The sequence below is a fragment of the Variovorax sp. 22077 genome, assembly GCF_052044195.1.
GTDB classification, from domain to species: domain Bacteria; phylum Pseudomonadota; class Gammaproteobacteria; order Burkholderiales; family Burkholderiaceae_C; genus Variovorax; species Variovorax atrisoli.
On sequence record NZ_JBQEQC010000024.1, the window covers coordinates 43,038 to 59,919 of the forward strand.

At 68.5% G+C, this 16,882-nt stretch carries 18 protein-coding genes and 2 riboswitches; of the genes, 8 read left to right on the forward strand and 10 right to left on the reverse strand.

What is annotated here, in order from left to right; genetic code table 11:
• Positions 1–5: 5 nt before the first annotated feature.
• The 3 genes from ACTJLF_RS27735 to ACTJLF_RS27745 form a co-directional block, all read right to left on the reverse strand.
• On the reverse strand, positions 6–1,295 hold the full coding sequence (locus ACTJLF_RS27735; RefSeq protein ID WP_440884318.1) for an MFS transporter: 1,290 nt from the start codon (positions 1,293–1,295) through the stop codon (positions 6–8).
• A gap of 10 nt (positions 1,296–1,305) precedes the next feature.
• The gene (gene chrA, locus ACTJLF_RS27740) at positions 1,306–2,682 is read right to left on the reverse strand and encodes a chromate efflux transporter (RefSeq protein WP_440884319.1); all 1,377 of its coding nucleotides are present in this window, start codon (positions 2,680–2,682) and stop codon (positions 1,306–1,308) included.
• 123 nt (positions 2,683–2,805) lie between these two features.
• Positions 2,806–3,291 (reverse strand): GFA family protein, encoded by a 486-nt coding sequence (locus tag ACTJLF_RS27745; RefSeq protein ID WP_126182272.1) that lies wholly within the window; start codon positions 3,289–3,291, stop codon positions 2,806–2,808.
• Between the two features lie 332 nt (positions 3,292–3,623).
• Here ACTJLF_RS27745 and ACTJLF_RS27750 point away from each other — a divergent pair, with 332 nt between their 5' ends.
• Positions 3,624–3,980: a hypothetical protein gene (locus ACTJLF_RS27750; protein WP_019651952.1), complete on the forward strand. Its 357-nt coding sequence runs from the start codon at positions 3,624–3,626 to the stop codon at positions 3,978–3,980.
• A gap of 5 nt (positions 3,981–3,985) precedes the next feature.
• Here the strand turns inward: ACTJLF_RS27750 and ACTJLF_RS27755 are convergent, their stop codons facing one another.
• Positions 3,986–4,402, reverse strand: coding sequence for a GFA family protein (locus ACTJLF_RS27755; RefSeq protein ID WP_354323948.1), 417 nt, complete (start codon positions 4,400–4,402; stop codon positions 3,986–3,988).
• Between the two features lie 366 nt (positions 4,403–4,768).
• Between ACTJLF_RS27755 and ACTJLF_RS27760 the strand changes: the two genes are divergently transcribed.
• From ACTJLF_RS27760 to ACTJLF_RS27790, 7 genes are all read left to right on the forward strand, one after another.
• Complete coding sequence (locus tag ACTJLF_RS27760; RefSeq protein ID WP_132798403.1) at positions 4,769–5,086, forward strand: hypothetical protein; 318 nt, start codon at positions 4,769–4,771, stop codon at positions 5,084–5,086.
• A complete protein-coding gene (locus tag ACTJLF_RS27765) occupies positions 5,083–5,400 on the forward strand; it encodes a hypothetical protein (RefSeq protein WP_440884320.1) in 318 nt (105 codons plus the stop codon). The genes ACTJLF_RS27760 and ACTJLF_RS27765 overlap by 4 nt, the downstream gene beginning before the upstream one ends.
• A gap of 212 nt (positions 5,401–5,612) precedes the next feature.
• Positions 5,613–6,914 carry a UDP-N-acetylglucosamine 1-carboxyvinyltransferase gene (locus ACTJLF_RS27770; RefSeq protein ID WP_440884321.1) on the forward strand — a complete coding sequence of 434 codons (1,302 nt, stop codon included), beginning with the start codon at positions 5,613–5,615 and terminating at the stop codon, positions 6,912–6,914.
• Between the two features lie 108 nt (positions 6,915–7,022).
• On the forward strand, positions 7,023–8,072 hold the full coding sequence (locus ACTJLF_RS27775) for an NAD(P)H-dependent flavin oxidoreductase (RefSeq protein WP_019651956.1): 1,050 nt from the start codon (positions 7,023–7,025) through the stop codon (positions 8,070–8,072).
• A 40-nt stretch (positions 8,073–8,112) separates the two neighbouring features.
• Entirely contained in the window at positions 8,113–8,784 is a 672-nt protein-coding gene (locus ACTJLF_RS27780; RefSeq protein WP_132751438.1) for an alpha/beta hydrolase, read from the forward strand.
• A 138-nt stretch (positions 8,785–8,922) separates the two neighbouring features.
• Positions 8,923–9,837: a DUF3014 domain-containing protein gene (locus ACTJLF_RS27785; RefSeq protein ID WP_126182268.1), complete on the forward strand. Its 915-nt coding sequence runs from the start codon at positions 8,923–8,925 to the stop codon at positions 9,835–9,837.
• Positions 9,838–9,958: 121 nt separating this feature from the next.
• Complete coding sequence (locus ACTJLF_RS27790) at positions 9,959–10,213, forward strand: hypothetical protein (protein ID WP_132798399.1); 255 nt, start codon at positions 9,959–9,961, stop codon at positions 10,211–10,213.
• Between the two features lie 22 nt (positions 10,214–10,235).
• Here ACTJLF_RS27790 and gcvP read toward each other — a convergent pair whose 3' ends face one another.
• The 6 genes from gcvP to ACTJLF_RS27820 all read right to left on the reverse strand — a co-directional run bounded on the left by gcvP (position 10,236) and on the right by ACTJLF_RS27820 (position 16,815).
• Positions 10,236–13,151 carry an aminomethyl-transferring glycine dehydrogenase gene (gene gcvP / locus ACTJLF_RS27795; protein ID WP_354323938.1) on the reverse strand — a complete coding sequence of 972 codons (2,916 nt, stop codon included), beginning with the start codon at positions 13,149–13,151 and terminating at the stop codon, positions 10,236–10,238.
• Positions 13,152–13,319: 168 nt separating this feature from the next.
• Complete coding sequence (gene gcvH, locus ACTJLF_RS27800) at positions 13,320–13,691, reverse strand: glycine cleavage system protein GcvH (RefSeq protein WP_019651961.1); 372 nt, start codon at positions 13,689–13,691, stop codon at positions 13,320–13,322.
• A gap of 52 nt (positions 13,692–13,743) precedes the next feature.
• Positions 13,744–14,916 carry a glycine cleavage system aminomethyltransferase GcvT gene (gene gcvT, locus ACTJLF_RS27805; RefSeq protein WP_440884322.1) on the reverse strand — a complete coding sequence of 391 codons (1,173 nt, stop codon included), beginning with the start codon at positions 14,914–14,916 and terminating at the stop codon, positions 13,744–13,746.
• 45 nt (positions 14,917–14,961) lie between these two features.
• Positions 14,962–15,071, reverse strand: a riboswitch (glycine riboswitch).
• A 20-nt stretch (positions 15,072–15,091) separates the two neighbouring features.
• Positions 15,092–15,172, reverse strand: a riboswitch (glycine riboswitch).
• A gap of 53 nt (positions 15,173–15,225) precedes the next feature.
• Positions 15,226–15,636: a YkvA family protein gene (locus ACTJLF_RS27810; protein WP_440884323.1), complete on the reverse strand. Its 411-nt coding sequence runs from the start codon at positions 15,634–15,636 to the stop codon at positions 15,226–15,228.
• A 33-nt stretch (positions 15,637–15,669) separates the two neighbouring features.
• Positions 15,670–16,218: a hypothetical protein gene (locus tag ACTJLF_RS27815; RefSeq protein WP_019651964.1), complete on the reverse strand. Its 549-nt coding sequence runs from the start codon at positions 16,216–16,218 to the stop codon at positions 15,670–15,672.
• 102 nt (positions 16,219–16,320) lie between these two features.
• The gene (locus tag ACTJLF_RS27820; RefSeq protein WP_080647784.1) at positions 16,321–16,815 is read right to left on the reverse strand and encodes a L,D-transpeptidase Cds6 family protein; all 495 of its coding nucleotides are present in this window, start codon (positions 16,813–16,815) and stop codon (positions 16,321–16,323) included.
• Positions 16,816–16,882: the final 67 nt, after the last annotated feature.

Here is a 16,882-nt window from a genome sequence, read left to right on the forward strand (position 1 = left end):
TGCGCTCAGTCTCCCTCCAGCCGGTCACGCCGCATCGCGCGCCAGAGCGTGAGGTCGTAGGTGATCTTCAGGAGTCCGCATGCGACCAGCGGCAGCGAGATCCAGCCCGCTGCGAACAGCGCGCCGCTGAGCGTCGGGCTGATGGCCGCGGCCAGGCTTCGCGGCACGGCGGTGAAGCTCGCGGCCGCGCTGCGTTCGGCGGGCGTCACCACCGCCATCACATAGGCCGTTCGCGTGGGAACATCCATCGAAGACAGCGAGCTGCGGATCATCAGCAGGGCCAGCGCGACCGGCAGGCTCGGCGCCACCGCGGCGAGCACGAGGCAGACGTTGGCGGGCAGGTGCGTGAACACCATCGTGTTGAGCAAGCCGATGCGCTGCGCCACTACGGGCGCCGCCAGTTGCGATGCTGCGCTGAGCAGGCCGGTCCAGAAGAAGAACACGCCGGCCTGGGTCAAGGAGAAGCCGAACCGCTCCAGCAGCCAGAGCGACATCAGCGCGTTGACCGTGAGCCCGCCGGCGAACGCGTCCATGCTGAAGAGGGCGGCCAGCCGCATCACCACGCGGCGTGAGGGGCCCAGCGGAGCTGGCGCCACGGGCATGCTGTCAGTGCTGCCCGCGCCTGCTTGTGTTGGCAGGTTCCGATAGAGCCAGAAGACGATCAGTCCGATGGCGGCGTAGACCACGAACATCCCGCGCAGTGCATCGAGCCGCCCGAGTCCCGTGTGCCGCACCAGCCAGTCCGGCGCCGCCGCAGCCAGCGCACCCAGGGCCGCGCACAAGGCGCCGAGCAGGCTGTAGCGGGCGAAGAGGGCCGTGCGCGCGTGGCCTTGCGCCGCGCTGGCCAGCCGCGCGTGCTCCAGGGGGAGGAAAACGCTGACGTCGCCTGAACTGGGGTTGAGCGTGCCGACCAGCGCCACGACCAGCAACGGCCAGAACGAGCAGAGCCCGGCGAAGCCGATGCCCGTCGCGGCCATCAGCAGGGCAGCGCAGCGAAGCAGGCGCCCCGCCGCGAAGCGATATCCCCAGGCGCCGACCGCGAGTGTCGCGAGCGCCGAGCCCAGCATCGTCGCCGTGCTGACGATGCCGACCTCCAGCGTCCCCAGCCCTATCGACAGCAGGTAGGCCGGCAGCAGCACGGCCATGTATCCATCGGCGAAGGCGCGAAGGCCCCGCGCGACGAGCAGCGGCAGGGCGCCCGGATCGACCCCGGAGGGCAGCAGGCGCGCGAGGCCGCGGCGTGGTCGGGGCGTGGGGCTCGCCGGTTCGGCTCCGGCCGGGGCTCGGAGGGTCATGCCGAATCCTTCAGCGCAGCAAGGGTAGCGCCAAGGTCACCGCCAGCCCGATGGCCGCGCAGGCGCCCAGCAGCGGCATCACCCCGACCTTGAACCGGAACAGCGCGACGACCGCGGCCGCGGCGATCAGCGCCGACACTGCGTCGAAATGGCCGCCGAAGCCCTTGGGCCACAGCACGTGGTAGGCGAAGAAGAGCGCCAGGTTCAGGATCACGCCGACCACTGCCGCCGTGATGGCCGACAGCGGCGCGGTGAAGCCCAGCCTGCCATGCGTGGCCTCGATGGCGGGGCCGCCGGCCAGCACGAAGATGAAGGAGGGCAGGAAGGTGAAGAAGGTCACCACCGTTGCAGCCAGGGCGCCCGCCAGGAAGAGCGAGTCGGGCCCCAGCACCTGCTTCAGCCAGCCGCCGACGAAGCCCACGAAGGCCACCACCATGATCAGCGGCCCCGGCGTGGTTTCCCCGAGCGCCAGTCCGTCGATCATCTGCGCGCCCGAAAGCCACTGGTAGTGCTCGACGGCACCCTGGTAGACGTAGGGCAGCACCGCGTAGGCGCCGCCGAAGGTCAGCAGCGCCGCCTTGGTGAAGAACCAGCCCATCTGCGCGAGCGTGCTCTCGGTTCCCAGCACGGCGACGAGGACGCCCATCGCCAGCAGCCAGAGGCCCAGTCCGAAGGCGATCACCTTGAGCAGCTGCCGGCGCGAGAAGCGCGCATGCGGCGGCGTGGGCGTGTCGTCATCGATCAGCGCGGGGCCGTAGCCTTGCGTCGCGCTGCCATGGCCGCCGCCGAGCGCGAAGACCCCGGGCGCCCATCGCGCGCCGAAGTACCCGATGAGACCGGCGGCAAGCACGATGGCCGGAAACGGCGTGTCGAAGGCAAAGATCGCCAGGAAGGCCGCGCCCGCGATGCCCCACATCCACCGGTTCCTGAGCGCGCGGCCGCCGATGCGGTGCGCCGCATGCAGCACCAGTGCCGTGACCGCCGGCTTGATGCCGTAGAAGATGCCCGCGACCACGGGCACGTTGCCGAAGCGCAGGTAGATCCACGACAGCGCGATCAGGATGAACAGCGAGGGCAGCACGAACAGCGCGCCGGCCACGATGCCGCCCCAGGTGCGGTGCATGAGCCAGCCGATGTAGGTGGCCAGTTGCTGCGCCTCGGGGCCGGGCAGCAGCATGCAGAAATTCAGCGCATGCAGAAAACGCTTCTCGCTGATCCAGCGCCGCCGCTCGACCAGCTCGGCATGCATGATCGCGATCTGTCCGGCGGGGCCGCCGAAGCTGATGAAGCCGAGCCTGAGCCAGAAGCGGAATGCTTCGGCGAAGGAGATCGGCTCGGGGCGCGCGGAAGGCGCGAGGGAAGAAGTGTCGGGCAAGGCGGTGTCCACGGAAGGCTCCGTTGTGAGTCACCAGCGCTTGGACGGGACACCGTCTTTCTTTGCAGAGCGGGAGGCTGTTTTCCCGGGGAAACAATCGTAGCAGAGCAAAAGCGCGATGAAGCGCCTGCGGCGTCACGCATCGCTTCCACGCGCAAACCTCGGTGTGTCGAAGCACTCCGGCGTCTGTGGCGAGCCGGCCAGGTCGGCTCGGGCAAGCTGAAAGCAGTCCGTTCCCGGGGGAAGCATCACCCCCGTCTGCGCCGAGCTGGTCCAGATGTGGGTGCTGATCGAAACGGAGTTCGGGTCGTCGAAGGCGCCCCGGGAAATCGCCCGGAACTCCGGCCAGCGCTCGAAGGTGAGCGACAGCGTGGTTCCGCACCTGGGGCAGAAATGAACGTGCACCTGCTTCGAGCTGGTTTCCGATCTGTGCGAGTAGCGCGACATCGGTTCGCCCGAGAACCGCACCGCTTCCATCGGATACGTCGACTGCGCATAAGAAGTCGAGCCGGTCATCCGCTGGCAGAACCTGCAGTGACACTGCAAGGTGCGAGCAGGCTCGCCATGGGCGACGAAACGCACCGACCCGCAGACGCATCCTCCAGTACGCTGAATGCTCACGCCAACCTCCTGTGTGAAGCCGCGAGTATGGGCGAACGGGGCGGGGGGCTCAGCTTGACGTGCGTCATCTACAGCGCTTACATTGCCCCCGCCTCGTGATGAGCGAGGCCGGGTTTAGCAGCCCGCTGACATCCTGCGACGAAAGCCGCAGCTACCGCACTTGGTCTGCGGCTTTTTCGTTCGAACCTCTTTTAGGCGGCTCGAACGGGAGGGCTCGCGCCCTGCCGGTTTCCGCAAGGATGTCCCGGTCTGCTAACCCGTTCGAGCTGCCGCCCCCGTTTAGCAGCGGGTGCGTCGGTTTCTGCAAATCGACATCCTTGGGAGGCCCACACATGGCCAATGCTTCTTCGAACGACGCGGCAGGCGCCGATGCCCGCTGCGCCGGCGCGTCCTACCGTCCCACAGCCCAGTTCAGGCCCTTCGAGTGGGTCCAGGGCGAGCGCCTCGATGCTTCGCGGCAAAGCCAGGCCGCATTCCTCAACGATGCGCGCGACGTCGTGCAGGGCGCGCAGACGCTCGTCCAGCTGCTCGGCTGGGATGAAGACCGGCGCGATGCCGCTTCATCCGATGCGGACCCTGCGCCGCTGTTCGACGCGGGGCAGCGCAGCTCGCTGCAGCGGCTGCTGTCGGCGGCGCTGGGGCTGCTTCATGAGCGGATCGAAGTGCAGTGCGAGGCGCTGACGAGCTAGATCGCTCACTGGCCCGGCGGCATCTTCTCGAATCTGGTCAGCGCCGGGTCCAGCACATCCCATTCGTATCCGCGCACTGCATAAGTCACCGCCTGCGGCTTGAACCGGCTCGGATCGTCGAGGCTCGCGGCATGCACGGTGATGACGTCCGGCATCGCCGCATAGGTCATGTACACGGGTGAGCCGCAGGCGGGGCAGAAGGCGCGGGTCTTCACGTTGCCGCTGTCGCCGACCATGTCCCACAGCGCGGCGCTGCCGGTCTGCTTCACGCCGCTGCGCATGAAGCTCAGGTACGAGCCGTGGCCGGTGCCGCTCTTGTGCTGGCAGTCGAGGCACTGGCAGTGGTTCTGGAAGATCGGCTCGGAGGGGATCTCGTAGCGGATCGCGCCGCATGCGCAGCCGCCGGTGTAGGAAGGGTTCATTTGTCTTGTCCTTTCGAGGTTGCCTGGCCAGCGGGAGCTGGCGGGAGGCAACCAATTTATTTGGACAAGGGCAGGGCGGGTGAGTAACAAGTTCGTCGCGAATGGGTCCGCTCGAAGCTCAGGCTTCGACTGGCACGTGGAAGGATCGCTGAACCCGTAAACCTCGGTCGACTTCGACGGGCCTTCAACTACCTGCGCAAGCGGACGGTGCGGCGTTGCCAACCGCCGCGTGAGCGCGGCACGCTTCAACTTGCGGAAAAACGCACGTTGTGGGGGAACAGGACTTTGGGCCCGCTGGCGGCACATGCCTGAATCGATACCATGCGCCGGGCATCGCCAGGGCATCTGGCCAATCAAGGGAGGAAAATGTCAACAGGCATGCCCGGCGGGGTGATCGTCAAGATTCCGCTCGATCCGCCGGCCGGGATGAGTCGCGAGACCTTTGCACGGGAGTTGGTGATTCGTGCCACCAACTTTGCAAGCTATGTCTCGCCCTATCGTCCTCCGGCCAAGCTGCGGGGCGACAAGATGAATCCCGGTGAATACAACAGCAGCTCGTATTTGGCTGCGCTCCTGAGAAGCGTGATGGGTTACGTGCCGGAGGTCCATGTGGCCGGCTACCAAACGCCCGGGTGGGAGCAACCCATGCCGTTGCACTTCTTCAAGGGCGAGGCGCTGCGATGAAGCCGGGCTGGCGACTTGGTTTGCATATCGCGCTCTGGGCTATCGCCTCGCCTTTCATCGGGATGCTGACAGGGTTCATCGGGAGCAAGGCGTTTCTCGCATTGGGAGCTTTTGCGCCGAGCCTCGCCCTTGTCCTCGAGGGGGCGACTCTCCTGGCCTGGGCGGTCTGGATCTACTGGCGTCACGTGCCTGCTGCACCAACGGGCAGCCGCCGAATCGCGTACGCCATCGCATTCGTGGGCGTGCTGTTGGCTGCCGGTTATGCAGCTCTGTGGGCGGCCTGGATGCTGGCGACCCTGCTGTTCGGTGCGTAGGCGGCGCCCGGCGTGACCATCGGGTGCGCTGGAATTTGCTCGATGTAACGCGAAAGAATTGTTATTTGAGCGGCTCCAGCGTTGAAGTTCTTACAACTTCGGCGCCGTTCGTGGCGCGTTCAGGCGGTAAAGTCCTGTCTCCCGTTTCGGACTATTTCCGAATCTTTACTGCCGCCTCCCATCCGGTCGCTTTCGCGCTTTCTCTCCTCTCCATGTCCAACCTCATCGTGCACGGCGGTACGCCGCTGCGTGGCCGCATCACCCCTTCCGCCAACAAGAACGCAGTGCTGCCGGTGCTCTGCGCCACGCTTCTCACCTGGGAGCCGCTTCGCCTGCATGGCGTGCCCGACATCACCGACGTGCGCAAGATCCTCGACATCTTCCGCACCCTGGGCAGCGACGTTCGCATGGACCACGAGACGGGCACGCTGGAGCTGCACCACCGCGAGACGGCTTTCGACGCATCGCGCCACCGGCTGCCGGAGGAGATGCGCTCGTCGATCATGCTGGTGCCGCCGCTTCTGGCGCGCTTCGGCGTGGCCCGGCTGGAGGACAACGTCAAGGGCTGCACGCTGGGCGTGCGCGAGATCGATCCGCACGTGGAGGTGTTCCAGCGCTTCGGCGGCGAGGTGGAGCGCACCGAGGGCTCGCTGCTCGTGCGCAGCATGGGCCGGCTGATGCCCACCGACCACTGGCTGGACTACGCCTCGGTGACGACCACCGAGAACTTCGTGCTGTGCGCCGCCGCGACGGACGGCGCCTCGACGCTGACCAATGCGGCTTCCGAGCCGCACGTGCAGGAGTTCTGCCGCTTCATGGCGATGATCGGCGTGCGCATCGAGGGCATCGGCACCTCGCGGCTCACCGTGCATGGCGGCGGCGCGCTCAAGGGCGGCGAGTTCCGCTTCGACGAAGACTTCCACGAGATCACCACCTTCCTCGCGCTGGGCGCCATCACCGGCGGCGACGTGGTCGTGCGCAACAGCGCGCCGGAGAACTTTCCGCTGCTGGACCGCACCTTCGCCAAGTTCGGCGTGCAGATCGAGCACAAGGAAGGCTGGTCGCGCGCCGTGCGCAGCGGCCCGCTGAAGGTGCAGACGCCGTTCACGAGCAACGTGCTCACCAAGGTGGAGGCGGCGCCGTGGCCGTACTTCCCGGTGGACCTGCTGCCGATCTTCATCGCGCTGGGCGTGCGTGCCCAGGGCAACGCGATGTTCTGGAACAAGGTCTACGACGGCGCGCTGGGCTGGACGGGCGAGCTCTCGAAGTTCGGCGCGCACGTGTTCTCGTCCGACCCGCACCGGCTCATCACCTTCGGCGGCAATCCGCTGACGCCGGCGGTGGTCGAGAGCCCCTACATCATCCGCGTGGCGATCGCGCTCTTCATGGTGGCGGCCAGCATCGAGGGCCGCTCCGAGATCCGCAACGCGGCGCCGATCCGCCGCGCGCATCCGCGCTTCGTCGAGAACCTGCGCAGCCTGGGCGTGCAGGTGGAGTGGACCAGCGAGGAGTGAGGCCCTCCTGAACCCGGGTCGTCGCCGCACCGGGCGATGACCCTGCCGCGGCGGCGCCCAAGGGCTTGGCTGGAGAATGGACGGCATCCGACAAAGGAGCGCCCTCGAATGACAACCACCTCGCTGCAGCAGATTCTCGGCACCGAACTCCCCCTCATCCAGGCCCCGATGGCCGGCATACAAGGCAGCGCGATGGCCATCGCGGTCAGCAATGCCGGCGGCTTGGGTTCGCTGCCGGCAGCCATGCTGAGCACCGACGCGCTGCGCAGCGAGATCGCCGCGATCCGCGCGGGCACCGACAAGCCCTACAACGTCAACTTCTTCTGCCACACCCCGCCCGAGCCCAGCGCCGAGCGCGAGGCCACGTGGCGCAGCGCGCTGGCGCCTTACTACGCCGAGTACGGCATCGACGCCGCGAGCATTCCGGCCGGGCCGGGTCGCAACCCCTTCAGCGCCGAGGTGGCCGCGCTGCTGGCCGAGTTCAAGCCGCCGGTCGTGAGCTTCCATTTCGGGCTGCCTTCCGAGGCGCTGCTGGCGCAGGTGCATGGCTGGGGCGCGAAGGTGCTGGCCTCGGCCACCACGGTGGACGAGGCGCTCTGGCTCGAGGCGCACGGCGCCGACGCGGTGATCGCCCAGGGGCTGGAGGCCGGCGGGCATCGCGGCCACTTCCTCTCGCACGACCTGACGAAGCAGCTGGGCACCTTCGCGCTGCTGCCGCAGCTGGTTAAGGCGGTGAAGCTGCCGGTGATCGCCGCTGGCGGCATCGCCGATGCCGACGGCGTGGCGGCGGCGATGTCGCTGGGCGCGGCGGGCGTGCAGATCGGTACGGCCTACATGCTCACGCCCGAGGCGACGACCAGCGCGGTCCACCGCGCGGCGCTCAAGAGCGAGGCGGCGCGGCACACGGCGCTCACCAATCTCTTCACCGGCCGGCCGGCGCGCGGCATCGTCAACCGCGTGATGCGCGACCTCGGGCCCATCGGCAAGGCGGCGCCGGAGTTTCCGCTGGCTACCTCGGCCATCGCGCCGCTGCGCGCCAAGGCCGAAGCGAAGGGCAGTGGCGACTTCTCTCCGCTGTGGTCGGGGCAGAACGCGACCGGCTGCCGCGAGATTCCGTCGGCCGAGCTCACCCGCGCGCTGGCGCTGGGCTTCCGCTGATCCGAAGGAAGAGACGAACAACATCACATCCGCCCAGACCATGACCCAGCTTCACCTGCCCCTGAAATTCCTCGCGCACGGCGCGCAACCCGATGCCCGCGAGCCCTGGCTGCTGGTGCTGATGCACGGCGTCGGCAGCAACGAGCAGGACCTGTTCGGCCTCGCGCGCATGATGCCGCCGCAGTTCCACGTGCTGAGCCTGCGCGCGCCCTATGTGCTGTCGCCCGATGCCTATGCGTGGTTCGAGTTCCAGGTGCTGCCCAACGGCGAGCGCCGCATCGACGAGGAGCAGGAGCGCGAAAGCCGCTTCCTCGTCGGCGAGATGGTCGCCTCGGCCGCGCAGCAGCTGGGCGTGCCGCCGGAGCGCGTGATCGTCGGCGGCTTCAGCCAGGGCGGGATCATGGCGCTGTCGCTGCTGCTGACCAGGCCCGCGAGCGTGCGCGCCGCGATGGTGTGGCACAGCCGGCTGCTGCCGCAGGTGGTGCCGCACATCGCGCCGCCCGAGGCCTTCGAGGGCAAGGCGCTGTGGGTGAGCCACGGCAGCGCCGACAACGTGATTCCGCCGAGCGCGGCGCAGGCCACGCGCGAGCTGGCGCGCACCCTGCCGCTGGCGCTGTCGGGCACGGACTTCCCCGGTGCGCACGAGATTCGCCCGGCCGAGCTGCAGGCCACGCTGGCGTGGCTGCAGTCGCTGAGCGCGCAGCCGGGCTGAACCTGCCGAGCTTCTTGCTGAACTTCGGCGCGACAGCCGCGTCACAGGGCGTTACGACGAGGCGGGCCGGCCATGACCCGATCTGGTGCACCATAGCCGCTCGCCTTCCTGACACTCCAGCACAAGGAAACCGCCCGTATGTCCGACAGCGACAACCGCGACACCCGCGACGCCCCCGAGTTCAGACCCCGCCGTGAAACGCCCATCGGCACCATCGTCGTGGGCGTGCTCGTGCTGCTCGCAGCCGCGTTCTTCGGCTGGCGCTGGTATCAGCAGCAACAGCAGAAACCCGCCGAGCCCGTGCCGGTGGCCGCCGCACCCAACGACGCGCCTGCTGCACCGCCGCCTGCCGCAGCGCCCACGGGCCCGCAGAACCCGGTCGATGCGCTGGCGCAGCCTGACCCGGCATTGCCCAAGCTGGCCGATTCCGATGCGCGCGTGACGAAGGCGCTGAGCGAGCTTCTCGGCGCCAAGAGGGTCGCCGAGTTCCTGCGGCCCGACGGCATCGTGCGGCGCTTCGTCGCCACCGTCGACAACCTGCCGCGCGAGCACGCGCCGCCAAGCGTGTGGCCGGTGCAGCCCGCGGGCCAGCGCTTCATCACCGAGGGGCCGCAGGGCGGGGTGCAGACCATCGCCGCCAACAACGCGGCGCGCTACAACGGCATCGTGCTGCTGGCCGAGTCGGTCGATCCGGCGAAGGCCGCCGCCGTGTATGCAAAGCTCTATCCGCTGTTCCAGCAGGCGTACGAAGAACTCGGCTATCCGGGCCGCTACTTCAACGACAGGCTCATCGCCGTCATCGACCACCTGCTGCAGGCGCCGGAGCCCAAGGGCCCGGTGCAGGTGCGGCTTGTGGAGGTGAAGGGCGACGTGCCCTCGCAGCGCCCTTGGGTGCGCTACGAATACGTCGACCAGCAGTTGGAGTCGCTCTCCGCGGGCCAGAAGATCCTGGTGCGCATGGGGCCCGAGAACGAGCGCAAGGCCAAGGCCAGCCTGCGCGGGCTGCGCCAGCAGATCGCCACCGGCGAGATCGCGAAGAAGAAGCAGCCCTGACGGCGGGGCTTGCCGGCGCCGTGGGCCTGCTCCGGCGCGCGATGTAGGCCCGCACCGATTGCACGGCTCCTCGGGGTCGCCGAGCCTTGGCTGGTCGAAAACCAAGCTCGGAGACACACCCATGAACCTGATGAGCGTTGACCTCTACCAGAGTGCCACCGATTCGGAGAAATTCCTCGCGCTTCCCGCGGGCACCGACCCGGCCGAGCTGATGGGCCCGATGACCTTCGACCAGGACTACGCGCAGGTCAGGCGCTACCGCGAGGCATTCCAGTTCGATCCATCCGAGCCCTACGCGGGCGTCAACGCCGCGAAGATCGCGGCGGACATCCTGACGGTAAAGTGGGCGACCTACCGCCGCGAGCCTTCGCAGTAGAAGGCTTCGCAGGGCCTTTCGCTCAAGCCTCTTCGGCCTGCTCGCTGTACTCGCTCACCGGCACGCAGCTGCAGAACAGGTTGCGGTCGCCGTAGACGTTGTCGACGCGGCCGACGGGCGGCCAATACTTCGCGGTCTTGAGCGAAGCCAGCGGGAAGGCGCCGAGTTCGCGCGAGTAGGCGTGGCTCCACTCGCTGCCCAGCAGGCTGGCGGCCGTGTGCGGCGCGTGCTTGAGCGGGTTGTCTTCCTTCGGCCAGACGCCTTCCTCGATGCGGCGGATCTCGCCTCGAATGGCGATCATCGCGTCGATGAAGCGGTCGAGCTCGGCCAGCGGCTCGCTCTCGGTCGGCTCCACCATCAGCGTGCCGGGCACGGGGAAGCTCAGCGTGGGCGCATGGAAGCCGTAGTCGATCAGGCGCTTGGCCACGTCTTCGGCGGTGACGCCGCTGGTGTCCTTCAGCGGGCGCAGGTCGAGGATGCACTCGTGCGCGACGTGCCCGTTGGGGCTCGCGTACAGCGTGGGATAGTGGTCCTTCAGGCGCGCGCTGATGTAGTTGGCGCTCAGGATGGCCGTCTCGGTCGCGGCCTGCAGGCCCTTGGCGCCCATCATGCGGCAGTACATCCAGCTGATCGGCAGCACCGCCGCGTTGCCCAGCGGCGCGGCCGACACCGCGCCCACGCCGTTGGAAGGCACGCCAGCCGTTGCGTGGCCCGGCAGGTAGGGAACGAGGTCTTCGACCACGCAGACGGGGCCGACGCCGGGGCCGCCGCCGCCGTGCGGGATGCAGAAGGTCTTGTGCAGGTTCAGGTGGCTCACGTCGCCGCCGAACTCGCCCGGCGCGGCCACGCCGACCAGCGCGTTCATGTTGGCGCCGTCCACGTACACGCGGCCGCCGTGCGCATGCACCAGCTCGCACAGCTCCTTCACGCGGGTCTCGAACACGCCGTGGGTGCTGGGGTAGGTGATCATCACCGCGGCCAGGTTGGCGCTGTGCTTCTCGCAGGCGCGCTTGAGGTCGTCGATGTCGACGTTGCCCTGCGCGTCGCAGGCCGTCACCACCACCTGCAGGCCGACCATCTGTGCGCTGGCCGGGTTGGTGCCGTGCGCGGAAGACGGAATCAGGCAGATGTTGCGGTGGCCCTGGCCCTTGGCCTCGTGGAAGGACTTGATGGCCAGCAGGCCCGCGTACTCGCCCTGCGAACCCGCGTTGGGCTGCAGGCTGATGCCCGCGTAGCCCGTGGCCTCGCACAGCCAGGCGCGCAGCTGGGCGTCGAGCTGGGCATAGCCCTGCAGCTGGTCGGCCGGCGCGAAGGGGTGGATGTTGGCGAACTCGGGCCAGGTGATGGGGATCATCTCGCTGGTCGCGTTGAGCTTCATGGTGCAGCTGCCCAGCGGGATCATGCTGCGGTCGAGCGCGAGGTCCTTGTCCGACAGGCTGCGGATGTAGCGCAGCATCGCCGTCTCGCTCTTGTGGGTGTTGAACACCGGGTGCGTGAGGAATGCGCTGGTGCGGCGCAGGTCTTCGGGGATCAGCGGCGTGGTGTTGCCGGCGAGCTCGTCGAAGCGCGGCGCCTGCGTGCCGGCGGGCGCGAACAGGGCCCACAGCATTTCGACGTCGGCGCGCGTGCTGGTCTCGTCCAGCGAGATGCCCAGGTGCTGCTGCAGGCGTTGGCGCAGGTTGACGCCTGCTGCCTGCGCGCGCTCGATGATCGCCTGCGTGTCTTCGCCGGTGCGGATGGTCAGCGAGTCGAACGCGGTGGCATTCACCGGCTCGCGGCCCATCTGCGCGAGGCCCTTGGCCAGCACGGCGGTGAGGGCAGCCACGCGCTGCGCGATGCGTGTGAGGCCGTCGGGCCCGTGGTACACGGCGTACATGCTGGCCACCACGGCCGGCAGCACCTGCGCGGTACAGATGTTGGAGGTGGCCTTCTCGCGGCGGATGTGCTGCTCGCGCGTCTGCAGCGCGAGGCGGTAGGCCGGCTGGCCGTGCGTGTCGACGCTCACGCCCACCAGGCGGCCCGGCAGCGAGCGCTTGAACTCGTCGCGGCAGGCCAGGTAGGCGGCGTGCGGGCCGCCGTTGCACAGCGGCATGCCGAAGCGTTGCGTGGTGCCGCAGACGATGTCGGCACCCCATTCGCCCGGAGGCGCGAGCAGCGTCAGCGCCAGCAGGTCGGCCGCGACGATGAAGGCCGCGTCGCACTGGTGCGCGTGGCCCGCGAGCGGACGCAGGTCGTGCACGTGGCCGGTGGTGGCAGGGTACTGCGCGAGCACGCCGAAGAAGGCGCCGCTCACCATCAGGTGCGGCAGCGTTTCCGACACGGTGCTCACCTTGACCTCGATGCCCAGCGGCGCGGCACGGGTCTTGATGACCTCGATGGTCTGCGGATGGCAGTCGCCCGAGACGAGGAACACGTTGCTCTTGCTTTTCACGCTGCGCTTGGCGAGCGTCATGGCCTCGGCGGCGGCGGTGGCCTCGTCGAGCATCGAGGCGTTGGCGATGGCCATGCCCGTGAGGTCGCACACCATCGTCTGGAAGTTGAGCAGGGCTTCCATGCGGCCCTGCGAGATCTCGGCCTGGTAGGGCGTGTAGGCGGTGTACCAGGCGGGGTTCTCGAGGATGTTGCGCAGGATCACGCCCGGCGTGTGGTTGCCGTAGTAGCCCTGGCCGATGAAGTTGCGCAGCACCTTGTTCTTCGACGCCATCGCCTTCAGCTCGGCCAGCGCGTCGGCTTCGGTCACCGGCGCGGGCAGGCGCATCGGCCTGGCACGGCGGATGGCGGCGGGCACGATGCCGTCGATCAGCTCCGCGCGCGTTTCCGACCCGATCGCCGGCAGCATGCGCGCCTCGTCCGCCGCATCGATGCCGATGTGGCGGGCAATGAATTCTTCGGCGTTCTCGAGTTCTTGCAGGGTGGGGAGGGCAGCGGGCTTCGACATGGCAGGGCTGGTGATAAGAGCTTGGGGCGGGGGAGCGGGGTCAGAACGCGGAAGTCGCGAAGGTTTTGCAGAGGTCGCGGAAGGAGAACCAGGAGTTGATTCGGTTTCTTCTGCGACTTCTGCCTGGTTCTTGTATTCCTTCTGCGTTCGGCTGTCCGATTTCTGGGATCAGGACTCGGCAGCGAACTTGTCGTACGAGGCCGCGTCCAGCAGCGCGTCGAGCTGCGAGGGGTCGCTCAGCTTGACCTTGAAGAACCAGCCGGCGGCCAGCGGGTCGCTGTTGGCGAGAGAGGGGTCGGCGCGCAGCGCTTCGTTCACTTCGGTGATCTCGCCCGAGACGGGCATGAACACGTCGGCGGCGGCCTTCACCGATTCGACGACACCGGCGACTTCGCCCTGGGCGAAGGTCTTGCCGATCTCGGGCAGGTCGACGAACACCACGTCGCCCAGCGCGTCCTGCGCATGCACGGTGATGCCGACGGTGGCCGCGTCGCCTTCGGCCGACACCCATTCGTGGTCCTTGGTGTACTTGATGCTCATGGTGGAAAAACTCCTCGTGGAAAAAATGTTTCGGGGTACAGAGCCTAGCCGTTCAGCCGCGGTAGTAGCGGGTGGGCACGAAGGGCATGGTCGACACCTCCATCGGCACCGGCTTGCCTCGCACGATGGCCTGCACGCGCGTGCCGGGTTCGGCGAACGCGGTGGCCACGTAGCCCATGGCGATGCAGCGGTCGGCCGTGGGGCCGAGCAGGCCGCTGGTGACGAGGCCGATGTCCTGGCCTTCGAAAGACTGCAGCACCGTGTCGTCGCGCACCGGAATGCGCTCCAGCGCCACGAGGCCCACGCGCTTGCGCTTCAGCGTGTCGTGGTCGGTGCGGCCGGCCGCGCCGGCAGTGGCCGTGGCGAGCTGCGCAAGCACCCTGGCCGCGCCCGGAAAACCGCCTTCGCGCGCACCGCCCGCGCGGCGCACCTTCTGCATCGCCCAGTTGAGCGAGGCCTCGACGGGCGTGGTGGTGGTGTCGATGTCGTTGCCGTAGAGGCACAGGCCCGCTTCGAGCCGCAGCGAATTGCGCGCGCCCAGGCCGATGGGCTTGACCTCGGGCTGGGCCAGCAGCAGGCGGGCGAGGCGTTCGGCGTCGGATGCGGCCACCGAGATCTCGAAGCCGTCTTCGCCGGTGTAGCCGCTGCGGGTGACGAAGGCCGCAATGCCGCCGATCTGCACAGCGCCGCCAGTCATGAACACGAAGCGCTCGACGCCGGGCGACAACCGCGCCAGCGTGGCCGCGGCCTGTGGGCCCTGCAGCGCGAGCAGGGCATGGTCGGGCAGGGGGCGCACCTCGCAGCGCGAGCCGATCTTCTGCTGGATGTGGGCGATGTCGGCCGCCTTGCAGGCGCCGTTGACGATCACGAAGATCGAGCCGTTGCCCTCGTTGAAGAACATCAGGTCGTCGAGGATGCCGCCCTCGTCGTTCAGCAGCAGGCCGTAGCGCTGCTTGCCGGCGGGCAGGTCGATCACGTCGACGGGCATCAGGGTCTCGAACGCGGCCGCGGCGTCGGGGCCGACCAGGCGCAGCTGGCCCATGTGTGAGATGTCGAACAGACCGGCCGCGTCGCGCGTGTGCTTGTGCTCGGCCATCAGGCCGGCGGGGTACTGGACCGGCATCGAATAGCCGGCGAAGGGCACCATGCGTGCGCCCAGCTCCAGGTGGAGGTCGTACAGCGGCGTCTTGAGAAGTTCGGTAGCGGATGCGGAGGAAGCGGCCACGGGGCACTCCAAAGGGGCAGTCGAAATCCATGACGCAAGCCATGGGCCACCCCTGCTGTCCGCTTTACCTGAGAGATTCGCCCCACGATCGGGGTTTGCTCCTTCGGTGGGCCGCTGCCTGTGTTTGGCGGCGGCCTCTCTCCAGCAAGGAAACGCCGGTTTTCACCGGCGCCTCGTCAGTCCTTTTGCCTGAGCGTTCGGGGGAAACTTCCCCCTGCGCCTTCGGCGGCCCCGGCATGCGGGGCTCTCTCCTGACCCCGGGGAGTGTAGTGGATCGCGCGGCATGGCCGGCGATTCGGGCTTTTGCGATCAGCGCGCCCACAGGTACCAGCCCCCGGCGGCGACCGCAATCCACACCGCCACGGCCAGCGCGGCGCCCCAGCGGCTGGTCGGCCTGGAGCCGGCACGCTGGATCCAGGCATCGGCCTGCAAACGGCATTCGGCGAGGACGGATGCCGGAATCAGCCTGATCGTGAGCCAGATCAGCCCCGGCAGCAGCAGCACGTCGTCGACGTAGCCCAGCACCGGCACGAAGTCGGGGATCAGGTCGATCGGGCTCAGGGCATAGGCCACCACGAACACGCCCAGCGCCTTGGCATACCAGGGCGTGGCGGCGTGCCGGCAGGCGAACCAGAGCGTGACGCCGTCGCGCTTGAGGCGCCTGGCCCAGTTGCGAAGCCGCTCGGACAGCGCGGGTGGGGGACGCGAGGAAAGATTCACCCGGCGATGGTGTCACAGCCCCGGCCGGGGTCTTCAGTGAATCACTTCGGCCGGCGGCAGCAGCCGGTCGATGCGCTCGCGCAGCGATTCGGCGCGCTCCACGCCGGCGGTCTTCTCGATCTCGGTGAGCATCAGCGCGGCGATGGTCAGCATCGCCTCGCGGTCGCGCGCCTCGCGCAGGGCGTCGCGCATCTGCAGTGCGAACTTCGGGTCGCGGCGCACGAACATGCGCTCGCAGATGTCGAACAGGAACATGCGTGTGGTCGCCAGCGAGCGCTTGCCGTCGAAGGTGTCGGCGGCGGTGGCGACCTGGATCGGCTCGACGGCCGGGATGGGCGAGGGCGCGGGCTGTGCGGGAGGCTCGGCCGGTGCGGCTGCAGCCTTGGGGCCCTGCAGGTAGCCCTTGTCGATCAGCGCCTGGATCGTCCGCTCGGCTTCATCGCGGTTGGGGAAGAGGGGACTGAAGTCGGTCAGGGAGCGCCGGCCGTCGGCCATCAGCAGCAGGGCGCGTTCGCGCTGGGTGAGCGTGCGCTGTCCGCCCTGGAGTTCGTTGCGCGCCTTGTCGGTCTTGGTGGGAAACATGGCAGCCACAGCCTTGGGGAAACGAAGGCTGCAGCATGGTTGCAAGCGGTGACACCTTCGTGAACCGTTTGGCTTACAGGGCCATTGGTCCGGGCGCCTGCATCATCCGCCCGCGCCCTCCTTGCGGATGAGCCAGCGGCCCCCGACGCGCTGAAGCTCCAGCGTCTTGCGGCTCTTCTCGCGCAGCTTGTCGGCGCTGTAGGTCTGCTGGAAGCTGGCGGTGGCCGCCTGTCCCTTGAGGCTGATGACGAGGCTGTCGATCTCCACGCTGATGGCGGCCTTCTCCTCGATGCGGGCGCGGCGGTCGGCCTCCCATGCCTTGCGGTCCTGGCCGCGCGGCGGGGTGAAGTCGGGCGCGTAGGCGGCGAGGTAGCGAGTCACGTCGCGTGCGGACCATGCCGCGGCCCAGGCGCGCACTGCAGACTCGACTTCACGGATGCCTGCTGCGGGATCGGCCGGCGCGGCGGCGGCTGCCGGCGTCGTCGGCGCTATTGGCGCTACCGGCGCTCCTGGCGCTACCGCCGTCGTCGGCCCGGCGCCGAAGGCAGCCGGAGCCAGCAGCGTGCTCCCCAATACGCAGCTCAGGAATCGATTCATGGCGCAGTGTCCCTCCTTGTCGTTTCGCCGGCCCTTCGGCCCTGCGCCCGATTCTGGCAGCGAACAT